General features: G+C 54.5%; 11 protein-coding genes. 5 read left to right on the forward strand and 6 right to left on the reverse strand.

What is annotated here, in order from left to right:
* Nucleotides 1-129: 129 nt before the first annotated feature.
* From rimO to VSR74_RS05670, 3 genes are all read left to right on the forward strand, one after another.
* Nucleotides 130-1,437: a 30S ribosomal protein S12 methylthiotransferase RimO gene (rimO, locus tag VSR74_RS05660; protein WP_347793810.1), complete on the forward strand. Its 1,308-nt coding sequence runs from the start codon at nt 130-132 to the stop codon at nt 1,435-1,437.
* 192 nt (nt 1,438-1,629) lie between these two features.
* Nucleotides 1,630-2,112: a cold-shock protein gene (locus VSR74_RS05665; RefSeq protein WP_347793811.1), complete on the forward strand. Its 483-nt coding sequence runs from the start codon at nt 1,630-1,632 to the stop codon at nt 2,110-2,112.
* Between the two features lie 43 nt (nt 2,113-2,155).
* Nucleotides 2,156-2,695, forward strand: a complete 540-nt coding sequence (locus VSR74_RS05670; RefSeq protein ID WP_347793812.1) for a DUF2058 domain-containing protein — start codon at nt 2,156-2,158, stop codon at nt 2,693-2,695.
* A 97-nt stretch (nt 2,696-2,792) separates the two neighbouring features.
* On the opposite strand, the gene VSR74_RS05675 is transcribed toward VSR74_RS05670, so the two are convergent.
* From VSR74_RS05675 to iaaA, 6 genes are all read right to left on the reverse strand, one after another.
* A complete protein-coding gene (locus VSR74_RS05675; protein WP_347793813.1) occupies nt 2,793-4,028 on the reverse strand; it encodes a hypothetical protein in 1,236 nt (411 codons plus the stop codon).
* A gap of 343 nt (nt 4,029-4,371) precedes the next feature.
* On the reverse strand, nt 4,372-5,283 hold the full coding sequence (gsiD, locus tag VSR74_RS05680; protein ID WP_347793814.1) for a glutathione ABC transporter permease GsiD: 912 nt from the start codon (nt 5,281-5,283) through the stop codon (nt 4,372-4,374).
* Nucleotides 5,284-6,204 (reverse strand): glutathione ABC transporter permease GsiC, encoded by a 921-nt coding sequence (gene gsiC, locus VSR74_RS05685; protein ID WP_347793815.1) that lies wholly within the window; start codon nt 6,202-6,204, stop codon nt 5,284-5,286.
* Between the two features lie 51 nt (nt 6,205-6,255).
* Nucleotides 6,256-7,794: a glutathione ABC transporter substrate-binding protein GsiB gene (gene gsiB / locus VSR74_RS05690; RefSeq protein ID WP_347793816.1), complete on the reverse strand. Its 1,539-nt coding sequence runs from the start codon at nt 7,792-7,794 to the stop codon at nt 6,256-6,258.
* A 32-nt stretch (nt 7,795-7,826) separates the two neighbouring features.
* Nucleotides 7,827-9,674, reverse strand: coding sequence for a glutathione ABC transporter ATP-binding protein GsiA (gene gsiA, locus VSR74_RS05695; RefSeq protein WP_347793817.1), 1,848 nt, complete (start codon nt 9,672-9,674; stop codon nt 7,827-7,829).
* A gap of 12 nt (nt 9,675-9,686) precedes the next feature.
* On the reverse strand, nt 9,687-10,625 hold the full coding sequence (gene iaaA, locus VSR74_RS05700) for a beta-aspartyl-peptidase (RefSeq protein ID WP_347793818.1): 939 nt from the start codon (nt 10,623-10,625) through the stop codon (nt 9,687-9,689).
* Nucleotides 10,626-10,788: 163 nt separating this feature from the next.
* Between iaaA and moeA the strand changes: the two genes are divergently transcribed.
* Complete coding sequence (gene moeA, locus VSR74_RS05705) at nt 10,789-12,024, forward strand: molybdopterin molybdotransferase MoeA (RefSeq protein WP_347793819.1); 1,236 nt, start codon at nt 10,789-10,791, stop codon at nt 12,022-12,024.
* Nucleotides 12,024-12,773, forward strand: a complete 750-nt coding sequence (moeB, locus tag VSR74_RS05710; RefSeq protein WP_347793820.1) for a molybdopterin-synthase adenylyltransferase MoeB — start codon at nt 12,024-12,026, stop codon at nt 12,771-12,773. The genes moeA and moeB overlap by 1 nt, the downstream gene beginning before the upstream one ends.
* The last annotated feature ends 5 nt before the right edge of the window (nt 12,774-12,778 follow it).

A 12,778-nucleotide genomic window follows, 5' to 3' on the forward strand; every position in this document is an offset into this window, starting at 1 on the left:
CAAAAACATTTTCTCTACAGCACCACTCTTCCCCTCTCTACCGGTCAAAAAATGGTGGATAACGTCTCTGGTCGTCCCGCTGCGCCGTATGTATAATCTCCCGATTCCGAGCAATGAATAGTATATAAAATGAGCAAAATTGGTTTTGTATCGTTGGGCTGCCCGAAAAACCTGGTGGATTCCGAACGTATTTTAACGGAGCTGCGTACTGAAGGTTACGACGTGGTGCCCAGCTATGATGATGCTGATATGGTCATCGTCAATACCTGCGGTTTTATCGACAGCGCCGTCCAGGAATCTCTGGAAGCGATTGGCGAAGCCTTAAAAGAGAACGGCAAGGTTATCGTCACCGGCTGCCTGGGCGCGAAAGAAGACCAGATTCGTGAAGTGCATCCAAAAGTGCTGGAAATCACCGGCCCGCACAGCTATGAACAGGTACTGGAGCACGTCCACCACTACGCGCCAAAGCCGCAGCACAACCCGTTCACCAGCCTGGTGCCGGAACAGGGCGTGAAGCTGACGCCGCGCCACTATGCCTATCTTAAAATTTCCGAAGGCTGCAACCACCGCTGCACCTTCTGTATTATTCCGTCCATGCGTGGCGATCTTGACAGCCGCCCAATCGGCGACGTGCTCTCTGAAGCCAAACGTCTGGCTGACGCGGGAGTAAAAGAGCTTCTGGTCATTTCTCAGGACACCTCCGCTTATGGCGTCGATGTAAAACATCGCACAGGTTTCCACAACGGTTCTCCGGTGAAAACCAGCATGGTTAGCCTGTGTGAAGAGCTGGCAAAACTGGGCATCTGGGTGCGTCTGCACTATGTCTATCCGTATCCGCATGTCGACGACGTGATCCCGCTGATGGCGGAAGGCAAAATCCTGCCGTACCTCGATATTCCTATGCAGCACGCCAGCCCGCGGATTCTGAAACTGATGAAACGTCCGGGCTCCGTCGACCGCCAGTTGGTACGCATCAAACAGTGGCGTGAAATCTGCCCGGAACTGACCCTGCGTTCGACCTTTATCGTCGGCTTCCCGGGTGAAACGGAAGAAGATTTCCAGATGCTGCTCGATTTCCTGAAAGAAGCGCGTCTCGATCGCGTCGGCTGTTTCCAGTACAGCCCGGTTGAAGGCGCCAGCGCCAACGATCTTCCGGATCAGGTGCCGGATGACGTGAAAGAAGATCGCTGGAACCGCTTTATGCAACTGCAACAGAAAATCTCAGCAGAGCGTTTGCAGGAAAAAGTGGGCCGCGAAATCATGGTCATTATCGATGAAGTCGACGAAGAAGGCGCGATTGGCCGCAGCATGGCCGATGCCCCGGAAATCGACGGCGCAGTCTATCTGAACGGTGAAACGAAGGTGAAACCGGGCGACATTATCCGCGCAATGGTGGATAACGCCGACGAATATGACCTGTGGGCTAGCCGGGTTTAAGCATCTTTCAGAAAGAACCAAAGCCAGGCTCCAGCGCCTGGCTTTTTTATTTTCCTGACAGAAAGCAACAGTTAAAATTCCACCTTCTGGCCTTTCTCAGCCAGACTTAACTTAAGGCATGGTCTGCGCAGGCAATGTGCATTAAACTGCGCGCTGCAAAAATTGAGTAGATAAACGATTAATCAGGCGGTAATGGCGATGAACGGAACAATCACAACGTGGTTTCAGGATAAAGGTTTTGGATTTATCAAAGACGAGAACGGCGACAATCGCTATTTTCATGTGATTAAGGTCGCCAATCCTGATCTTATTAAGAAAGATGCAGCGGTAACCTTTGAGCCTACAACCAATAACAAAGGGCTCTCCGCCTACGCGGTCAAAGTCCTCCCGGAAAGCAAATATATCTACATTGCAGGCGAACGCCTGAAGCTCACCTCTATCAAGTCTTACGTGGTGTTCAGCGAAGATGTGCCTGCCGATACCCGTATCGATAAAGAGAACGCCGTGCTCTCCGTAGGCCTGCTGATGAACAGTATTCGACCAAAATCAGAATCAAAGCCCGGTGAAACGCGTTCACTGAAAAAACTGGCCATCACCACCTTTCAGGGAACGACGCACATCTTCTCGGCAGATGAAATTGATATCGATGCCACGGTGAAAATGCTGAAGGTTTAAGCCTTACACGCATCCCCTGATACTTAACGGATTGATAAGCAAGATGACGAAACTTACCTTACAAGAGCAGATGCTTAAAGCGGGCTTAGTGACCAGCAAAAAAATGGCCAAAGTCCAGAGAACGGCAAAGAAATCACGCGTTCAGGCGCGTGAGGCTCGTGAAGCGGTTGAAGAAAACAAAAAAGCGCAGCTTGAGCGTGACAAGCAGCTTAGCGAGCAGCAAAAACAGGCGGTTTTATCGAAAGAGCTTAAAGCTCAGGTGAAACAACTGATTGAAATGAACAGAATTACCATTAATAAAGGTAATATTGATTTTAACTTTACCGACGGCAATCTGATTAAAAAAGTGGTTGTCGATAAAGTGACGCAAACTCAATTGATTAATGGCCGTCTCGCGATTGCACGTCTGGCGGCAGATAACAATGGCGAACCGCAATACGCGATTATCCCGGCAAGCGTGGCGGATAAAATCGCCCAGCGTGACGCCGGAAGCATTGTGTTAAACAGCGCGCTGAGTCAGGAAGAGCAGGATGAAGACGATCCGTATGCTGATTTTAAAGTGCCTGATGATCTGATGTGGTAAGAGTCAATTAAACCATGTCGTTAAAAAAAGAAAGCCCCGCAGGGCTTTCTTTTAACCTGCCAACAGTCGGCAGGTTAACATTTTTCGCAACGCCGTATCAGAATGAACGGTGGAAGTTAACCAGCGGCAGCACCGGTACCGTTGCGTTCATCGCCACGTTGATCACCCCAATCTGCAGACCTTCCAGGTGTTTCGTGGCGTTAATCAGGCCAAACTGGAAGTTAGTGGTATCCGCATAGTTAAAGGCACCAAAATCGCTGGAGCTACTGCCAGAAGTGACGTTGATAGCACCGATGTTAGAACCGGTTACGTTTTCGGAAGTCACGTTGACGGCACCCATGTTCAGGCCATTAACGCTCCCGCCGTTGAAGTTAACCGCCCCCAGGTTCATACCGGTAACATTGTTCGCAACGTTAAAACCACCCAGGTTGAAACCGGTCATATCGTTAGTGCGGTTGAACGCAGCCATATTAAAACCAGTGGTGTTTTCAGACCAGTTGAACGCTGTAATATTAGCCCCGACCGTTTCTTTCGATTTGTTAAACGGGGCAATGTTAAGACCGGTCATATTTTCAGATACGTTGACGGCGGCCACGTTCATCCCTTTGATGTCGCCTTCGCTCCAGTTGGCAATACCACCGACGTTCAGGCCTTCAACATTTCGGCTGTGGTTCGCAATAGTGACGTTGGCACCGGTAATATCTTTCTCAACCCAGTTGAATGGGCTGACGTTAAAACCTTTCATGTCGCCGCCGATATAGTTACCAATACCCGCAACGTTCATCCCTCTCATGGTGCCTTCGGTATAGTTACCCAGCCCCGCAATATTCAGCCCGTACATACGGCCTTTATTATAGTTGCCAAGCGCGGCAACGTTCATGCCGTTAATATCGCCAGTGCCATTCAGGTTTCCTGCTGCCGTCGCCGCGCCAATATTCAGGCCGTTAATCTCGTCAGCAGCGCTATAGAGACCGACACTGGCGCCGTTCATCACGCCGACCTGGTTTGCCAGGCTGATGTTCAAACCGTTGTCTTCACCACCGTGCCAGTTGAATAAGCCAATAGCGGCACCATTCACACCATTACGAACATGAGAGCCCGCAGCAGCACCGAGCTGGAAACCATTGACCTGATCCATTTCCGTATAACCGAGAATCGGCAGATCGAAACCGTTTACCGTACCGGTGTCGCTGTAGAATAAAGAGCTCTGGAAGCCGTTAACTTCAGCATCGGTAGAGAGATTTTTTACCGATGCTAATTGTACCGGGGTAGCAAAACTTGCCGTAGAAAACATTGCGCATGAAATAAATAGAGCGAGAGTTGAACGTTTCATTTTGTACTTCCTTTGTTTCAACATAAAAGCCGCTTAGCGGCATCATAATTCAGACAAAACTTATTCTTAATATAATGTTGACTTAGTAAGCTAAGGAAATATTTGCGAAATGTGCTTTAAAACATGCAATTAGTGCTCTATCAAATGTAACAAAATAATAATAAATATGTCACCGAGAATTTTTTAACTTATTAATCAAAGCACCTTTCACAAAAGGTGCTGATTAAAATAAAAAAATCAACAATCATTATTTTACATCAATCTTTTTACATGCATTTAAAATAACGCATGGTGAGTAAATAGTTTCTAATAATAACGCAGCCTATTTTATTTCCCGGCTAAATTATCCCTTTATTTTTGGATCCAGCGCATCGCGCAGTCCGTCACCAAGCAGGTTAAACGCCAGCACCGTCAGGAAGATGGCGATTGCCGGGAAAAGTGCGACGTGTGGTGACATCACCATATCGGCGCGTGCTTCGTTGAGCATCGCTCCCCACTCCGGCGTCGGCGGCTGCGCGCCGAGGCCGAGGAACGAGAGGCTGGCGGCGGAAATAATCGACACGCCGATACGCATGGTGAAATAGACCACAATCGACGACACCGTGCCCGGCAGAATATGGTGAAAAATGATGGTCATATCGTTCGCGCCAATACTGCGCGCAGATTCAATAAACGTCTGCTGCTTAAGCACCAGTGTATTGCCGCGTACCAGGCGGGCAAAGGCGGGAACAGAAAAGATAGCCACGGCGATAATCACATTGGTCATGCCGCTTCCCATCACCGCCACCACCGCAATCGCCAGTAAAATCCCCGGAAAGGCGAACAGCACATCGCAGATCCGCATGATCACACGATCCCACCAGCCTTCATAATAACCCGCCAGCAGCCCGAGAACGGTACCTGCCAGTGCGCCAATCAGCACGGCAAATACGCCCGCCGCCAGCGAGATCTGTGCGCCGACCAGCACACGGCTGAAGATATCCCGCCCCAAAGAATCGACCCCGAACCAGTGCATCAACGACGGCCCTTCATTAAGCCGATCATAGTCAAAGTAGTTTTCCGCATCGAAGGGGGCAATCCATGGCGCGACCAACGCCACCGCAATCAACAGCAGAATAAAGATACCCGCCGCCATCGCCACCGGCTGATGACGGAAACGACGCCAAAATTCACGCCACGGCGTGCGGGGTTGCATAGCGCCGATGGTCGGCATGGCATTCATCGCGGCCTGACGGCGCCAGTTCAGTAATCGCACTTATTTATACCTGATAGCCGGGTTAATGGCGGCGTAGAGCACATCCACCACTAAGTTGATAAGAATAAATTCCAGCGAAAAGAGCAGTACTTCCGCCTGGATCACCGGGTAATCGCGCATTTCAACCGAGTCGACCAGCAGACGCCCAAGCCCTGGCCAGTTAAAGACTTTCTCCACCACGATGGAGCCGCCAAGCAGAAAGCCAAACTGTAATCCCATCATCGTGACCACCGGGATCATCGCATTGCGCAAGCCGTGTTTGAGCACCACCTGCCGTTCGCTAACACCTTTGGCGCGCGCGGTGCGCATATAATCTTCGTTAAGCACATCGACAAACGAGGCGCGGGTAAAGCGCGCCATCACCGCAGCCACCGCCGCACCAAGCGTCAGCGAAGGCAGAATGTAATGTCGCCAGCTATCCGCCCCCACCGTGGGGAGCCACCCAAGTTCGACGGAGAAGATCTGCATCAGCAGCATCCCCAGCGCGAAGGCCGGAAAAGAGATCCCGGTGACGGCAATCGCCATGCCGAGACGATCCGGCCAGCGGTTGCGCCATACAGCAGCGACGATGCCCATCGCCATACCGAAAATAACCGCCCAGACCATACTGGCGAGCGTTAACCACAGGGTCGGCATAAAGCGGCTGGCAATCTCTTCCGAAACCGGACGGCGTGAGACCATCGACAGCCCAAAGTCGCCCTGAACCGCGTTAGTGATGTAGTGCCAGAACTGCACATACAGCGGCTGATCGAGCCCCAGTTGTTGGCGCACCAGCGCAATCACTTCGGCGTCTGCTTCCGGCCCGGCAATCAACCGCGCCGGATCGCCCGGCAGCATATGAACAAAAAGAAACACCAGCACCGCCACAATCAGCAGCGTCGGGATAAGCCCCAGCAGGCGTTTAATCACATAGTTGAGCATGACTCTCCTTGCGCTCTGCCCCCTGCGCCGTTCAGGCACAGGGGGCAGGCCTTACTTCAAATCCGCCTCATCGAAACTAAACCCGGTATCCGGCATGATATAGAAACCAGTCAGCTTTTTGCTGTGCGCGGATACCAGTTTCTCGACCACCAGCGGCACCCACGGCGACTCTTTCCAGATAGTGTCCTGCGCCGCTTTATAGAGACTCGCTTTCTGCTGGTTATCCGTGGTTTTCAGCGCGTCGGTCAGGTCTTTATCCACCTGCGGATTGCTGTAAAACGCGGTGTTAAAGAGCGTTGGCGGCCAGTTCTGCGAAGCAAACAGCGGTGACAGCGCCCAGTCAGCTTCTCCGGTTGAAGCCGACCAGCCCGTGTAGAACATACGCACACCGCTCTCTTTCTGCCCTTTTCCTTCAACTTCCGCAGCTCGCTGCCCGGCATCCATCGCCGTGACCTGCGCTTTAATGCCCACCTGCGCCAGTTGTTGCTGAGTAAACTGCAACACTTTCTGCGCGGTACTGTGATTATGCGATGACCACAGCGTAGTACTGAAGCCGTTCGGATAGCCCGCTTCTTTCAGCAGTTCACGCGCTTTCGCAGGATCGTACTTCCACGGCTGATAACTTTGCGCATAAGCAATCGACGGCGGTACTACGCCGGTTGCAGGCGTGGCGTAGCCCGCAAAGGCCACCTTCACCAGCGCCTGGCGGTTAATCGCGTAGTTAATCGCCTCGCGCACCTTCGGGTTATCGAAGGGTTTCTGCGTCACGTTCATGCTGATATAGCGCTGCATAATCGACGGGCTGGCCACCAGTTCGAGACTGGCGTTTTTCGCCAGCAGCGGCGCCTGTTCGTAAGGGATCGGGAAAGCAAACTGTGCTTCACCCGTTTGCAGCATCGCCGCGCGGGTATTGTTATCGACCACCGGTCGCCAGGTGATGGAATCCAGCTTCGGTAGCCCTTTCTGCCAGTAATCGGCAAATTTCTTCACCTTGACAAAATCGGTCTGATTCCAGGTTTCAAGCTGGTACGGGCCGGTGCCGACCGGATGGAAACCAATCTCATTGCCATATTTTTTCAGCGCCGCCGGAGAGATCATCGCCGTCGCCGGGTGAGCAAGGATATTGATAAACGCCGAGAATGGCTGCTTCAGGGTGATTTTGACGGTGTTTGCATCCACCGCCTCGGTTTTGGCGATATTTTTATAGAGGTTATAACGCTTGAGATGATTTTCCGGGTTGCTGGCACGGTCGAGGTTGGCCTTTACCGCTTCAGCGTTGAAATTGGTGCCATCCTGGAACTTCACGCCTTCACGAAGCTTTAGGGTGTAAATCAGGCCGTCGTCGGAAACCGTGTAACTTTCCGCCAGCACATTCTGCACTTTCATCTCTTTATCAAGGCCAAACAGCCCCTGATAGAAGGATTTCGCCACCGCCTGCGACAAAGTGTCGTTGGCGTCATACGGATCGAGGGTGGTGAAGTTGGAGCCAACGGCGACCACCACATCTTTGGCAGCAAACACCGGAGAGGCAGCCAGCGCGGAGGCCACGCCCAGCGCCAGAAGCCATTTACCTGATACACGTTGTGTCATGTTTTTCTCCTGAAGTACCCTGTCTGTCGTTTTTATCCTCGCAGGAGCGCATTCGCCGCCGGTTCGCAGGCGACAAAATGCCCTGGCGAAACCTGCTGCAACGGAACGCTCACCACCGCTTCTCCCCGCTTATAGATATTTCCCGGTAATTCGTCTGAGAGCAGCACGCGCTGCGGACGACGATGCGCGGGGTCTGCAACCGGAACGGCATCCAGTAATTTGCGGGTGTAAGGGTGCTGCGGATTTTCAAAGACGGCGCGCCGGGGGCCAATTTCAACAATTCTGCCCCGGTACATCACCGCTACACGGTGGCTGATGCGCTCCACCACCGCCATATCATGTGAAATAAACAGAAACGCGATGCCCATCTCCCGCTGTAAGGAAAGCAGAAGATTAATAATTTGCGCGCGAATGGAAACGTCCAGCGCTGAAACCGATTCGTCAGCAATCACCACTTTTGGCTCCAGCGCCAGTGCGCGGGCGATACAGATACGCTGCCTCTGGCCGCCGGAAAATTCATGCGGATAGCGCCAGGCGTGTTCCGGCTGTAACCCTACGCGCTCCAGCAGCCAGGCGACGCGTTGCTGCGCGGCTTCGCCCTCCAGCTTTTTGTGGATACGCAGCGGCTCCATAATTGAGAAGCCCACCGTATGGCGCGGGTCGAGCGAGGCGTAGGGATCCTGAAAGATAAACTGAATATCGCGGCGCAGCGGCTGAAGCTGATGCGCCGACAGCGTATCAATTCGTTTACCGTCAAAGGTAATGGTGCCGCCCTGCGTCTCCACCAGCCGCAACAGTGCGCGTCCGGTGGTCGACTTCCCACAGCCAGATTCGCCGACCAGCGCCAGGGTTTCACCCGGCCAGAGGTCGAAACTGACATCCTCCACCGCATGCACCTCGCGGGTGACGCGGTTAAGCCAGCCGCTGCGCAAATCGAAGCGCGCGACCAGATTACGCACCTGCAGGATAGGGTCGCCCGCCACTACCGTGTTTTGTTCCACTGGCGGGCGTTGCAGCGCATCAGGCTCAGGGAAATGGCGCGGTAAATCGCTGCCGCGCATTTCACCCAGTTTCGGTACCGCCGCCAGCAGCTTGCGGGTATAGGGATGCTTCGGCGCGGCGAAGATTTCCGCCACGCTGCCGGTCTCGACCGCCTCCCCCTGATACATCACCAGCACCCGGTCGGCAATTTCCGCCACCACCCCCATGTCGTGGGTAATAAAGATGACCCCCATCGACATCTCTTTTTGCAGCACGTCGATAAGCTGTAAAATTTGCGCCTGAATAGTGACGTCCAGCGCCGTTGTGGGCTCATCGGCAATCAGCACCGCCGGGCGACAGGAGAGCGCCATCGCAATCATCACCCGCTGGCGCATGCCGCCGGAAAGCTGATGCGGATAACGCCCCAGCATTGTCTGCGCTTCGGGAATGCGCACCTGTTCGAGCATTTTTTTCGCTTCCACCAGCGCCTCGACGCGCCCCACGCCCTGATGCAGGCGGATAGACTCGGCAATCTGTTCGCCAATCGTGAATACCGGGTTGAGCGAGGTCATCGGCTCCTGGAAAATCATGACGATATCCGCGCCGCGTATTTTGCGCATCCGGGTTGCCGACTGCTCTGCTATCTCAATGACGTCACGGCTGCGGCGACGCAGCAGCATCTGTTTACTGCGAACGCGGACGTTTTCCCCGCCCAGCAGGCGCATCAACGCCAGCGCCGTCACCGATTTTCCGGAGCCCGACTCCCCGACGATCGCCAGCGTTTCTCCGCGCTTAAGCGTAAAGCTAAGCTGGCGAACGGCCTGCTGTTGGCCAAACGCCACGTTAAGATCCTGGACGCTCAGCACATTTCCCGCGTCAAGGTGTTCAGAGTGCGGCAAGCAACGTCCCCTCTATTCCCGATAAATGCCAATAGTCGGCGTATCGCCCGCATAAGCCCAGGCGCGATACATACCTTCACTGTTAAACGGCAGTGCGACGTTGCCTTCGCTATCAATAGCGATCAGGCCGCCGCTGCCGCCGAGCGCGGGCAATTTTTCCATCACCACGCGTTCACAGGCGTCGTGCAAACTTAAGTGGGCATATTCCATCAACGCTGCAATATCGTAGGCCGCCTGCGCGCGGATAAACACTTCCCCGGTGCCGGTACAGGAGACCGCAACGTTAGCGTTATTGGCATAACACCCGGCGCCGACCAGCGGGCTGTCACCGACACGCCCTGGCTGTTTGTTGGTCATGCCGCCCGTCGAGGTGGCTGCCGCCAGGTTGCCGTGTTTATCAAGCGCCACAGCGCCGACGGTGCCCATTTTCGTGCGCTCATCAAGCGGAGCATCATGGTCGAGACTGATTGCCCCTTGCATTTTCGCGTCCTGTAACTGCTGAAAACGTTCCGCTGTGGAGAAGATAGCATTTTCCACTAATGCCATACCCTGTTGCGTGGCGAACGCTTCAGCGCCTTCGCCAATCAACAAGACGTGCGGGCTCTTTTCCAGCACCTGACGCGCCGCCAGCACCGGGTTACGCAGATGTTTTACCCCTGCCACCGCACCCGCGTTGAGCGAATAGCCGTCCATCACGCAGGCATCCAGCTCATGAGTTTCATCGGCAGTAAACACCGAGCCGATTCCGGCGTTAAACAGCGGGCACTCTTCCAGTTGGCGCACGGCTTCAGTCACAACATCAAGGGCGCTTGCGTCTTCTTCCAGCATTTTCTGCGCATGTTCAACGATAAGAGATAGCGCCTCGACATACTCCAGTTCCTTCTGCGCCGAAAACTGCGAGCGGGTAATCGCTCCAGCCCCGCCATGAATCGCAATCACTGCCTTTGCCATGGATTCTTCATTGCCTATCATTAAAAAACTTTATCTATAAATATCATTATAGTGGCAGCAAACCTATTCGATTTTTGAATAAAGATACGCCTCTGGTGGAATACAGCGGGGCGCGCTTTTCTGCCATAATGGGCGGATTCGATGTTTTCCCAGGAGTTTACCCATGGATTTTACTGCCGGCCTAATCCCGCTTGATGCGGCGCTGAGCCAGATGCTCGAAAGAATTACGCCGCTTAATGCGACAGAGTCCCTTCCTCTTGTTCAGGCCTTTGGCCGCATCACGGCACGCGATGTCATCTCGCCGCTCGATGTCCCGGGTTTCGATAACTCCGCGATGGACGGTTACGCCGTGCGCCTGAGCGACCTCGCCACCGACGCACCGCTGATGGTCGCGGGTAAAGCTTTCGCCGGTCAGCCGTATCACGGCGAATGGCCTGCCGGAAGCTGCATTCGCATTATGACCGGTGCGCCGGTTCCTGCGGGCTGTGATGCCGTGGTGATGCAGGAAGAGACGGAACAAACCGACGCGGGCGTGCGTTTCACAGCCCCGGTTAAAGCGGGCCAAAATATCCGCCGCCGCGGTGAAGATATTGCAGACGGCGCGGTGGTTTTCCCGGCAGGCACCCGCCTGACGGTCGCGGAGCTGCCAGTGCTGGCGTCGCTCGGCATTGCCAACGTTGAGGTAGTACGCAAAATCCGCGTCGCGCTGTTCTCCACCGGTGATGAACTACAACTTCCCGGCCAGCCGCTGGGCGATGGTCAGATTTATGATACCAATCGTCTGGCTGTGCATCTGATGCTCGAACAGCTTGGCTGTGACGTCATTAACCTCGGTATTATCCGCGACGATCCGCAGCAATTACGCCAGACGTTTATCCAGGCCGACCGCGAAGCGGATGTCGTGATTAGCTCCGGCGGCGTTTCTGTCGGCGAAGCGGACTACACCAAAACGATTCTCGACGAACTGGGCGAAATCGGTTTCTGGAAACTGGCTATCAAACCGGGCAAACCCTTCGCCTTTGGCAAACTGAGCCAGAGCTGGTTCTGCGGCCTGCCGGGCAACCCGGTTTCGGCTGCCCTCACCTTCTATCAACTGGTTCAGCCACTGCTGGCAAAACTGAGCGGTTTTACCGGCTCAACTCAGGCGCCGCGTCTGCGTGTGCGCGCTGCGTCACGGCTGAAAAAATCACCGGGACGACTCGATTTCCAGCGCGGTATTTTGCAGCGCGACGCCAGTGGCGAGCTCACCGTCACCACCACCGGTCATCAGGGTTCACATATTTTTAGCTCCTTCAGCCAGGGCAACTGCTTTATCGTGCTGGAGCGTGAACGCGGCCATGTGGAAGCCGGCGAATGGGTGGAAGTGGAACCCTTTAACCATCTGCTGGGAGGCCTGTGATGGCAGCGGAACTCAGCGATGCGGAGATGATGCGCTATAACCGGCAAATCATTCTGCGCGGCTTTGATTTCGACGGCCAGGAGCGGCTAAAAGAGGCGAAAGTGCTGGTCGTGGGTCTGGGCGGCCTCGGATGTGCGGCGACCCAGTACCTCGCCGCTGCGGGCGTCGGGCAACTGACATTGGTCGATTTCGATACCGTCGCCCTCTCAAACCTTCAGCGTCAAACGCTGCACAGCGACGCCACTATTGGCCAGCCCAAGGTAGATTCCGCGCGCGATGCGCTCTCGCGCATCAATCCCCATACAGTACTGGTGACGCATAATGCGCTGCTTGATGATGAGGCGCTGTGGGCATTGATTGCGCAGCACGATCTGGTGCTCGACTGCACCGATAACGTCGCGGTGCGTAACCAGCTCAATGCAGGCTGTTTTCGCCACAAGACGCCGCTGGTTTCCGGCGCGGCAATCCGCATGGAGGGGCAAATCAGCGTCTTTACCTGGCAGGAGGGTGAGCCCTGCTATCGTTGCCTGAGCCGTCTGTTTGGCGAGAATGCCCTCACCTGCGTGGAGGCGGGCGTGATGTCGCCGCTGATTGGCGTGATAGGTTCGTTACAGGCGATGGAAGCCATCAAAGTGCTGACCCACTACGGCACACCTGCCGCCGGAAAAATCGTGATGTATGATGCGATGACCTGTCAGTTTCGTGAAATGAAGCTGATGCGTAACCCCGGCTGTGAAGTGTGCGGTTAGGCACA

The organism is Pseudocitrobacter cyperus, from assembly GCF_039889165.1.
In the GTDB taxonomy this organism is placed as follows: domain Bacteria; phylum Pseudomonadota; class Gammaproteobacteria; order Enterobacterales; family Enterobacteriaceae; genus Pseudocitrobacter; species Pseudocitrobacter cyperus.

Bases quoted from the DNA above. Each gene is read 5' to 3' on its own strand.
- rimO (WP_347793810.1), top strand. From the start codon at position 130: ATGAGCAAAATTGGTTTTGTATCGTTGGGCTGCCCGAAAAACCTGGTG.
- VSR74_RS05665 (WP_347793811.1), top strand. From the start codon at position 1,630: ATGGCGATGAACGGAACAATCACAACGTGGTTTCAGGATAAAGGTTTT.
- VSR74_RS05670 (WP_347793812.1), top strand. From the start codon at position 2,156: ATGACGAAACTTACCTTACAAGAGCAGATGCTTAAAGCGGGCTTAGTG.
- VSR74_RS05675 (WP_347793813.1), bottom strand. From the start codon at position 4,028: ATGAAACGTTCAACTCTCGCTCTATTTATTTCATGCGCAATGTTTTCT.
- gsiC (WP_347793815.1), bottom strand. From the start codon at position 6,204: ATGCTCAACTATGTGATTAAACGCCTGCTGGGGCTTATCCCGACGCTG.
- gsiB (WP_347793816.1), bottom strand. From the start codon at position 7,794: ATGACACAACGTGTATCAGGTAAATGGCTTCTGGCGCTGGGCGTGGCC.
- iaaA (WP_347793818.1), bottom strand. From the start codon at position 10,625: ATGGCAAAGGCAGTGATTGCGATTCATGGCGGGGCTGGAGCGATTACC.
- moeA (WP_347793819.1), top strand. From the start codon at position 10,789: ATGGATTTTACTGCCGGCCTAATCCCGCTTGATGCGGCGCTGAGCCAG.
- moeB (WP_347793820.1), top strand. From the start codon at position 12,024: ATGGCAGCGGAACTCAGCGATGCGGAGATGATGCGCTATAACCGGCAA.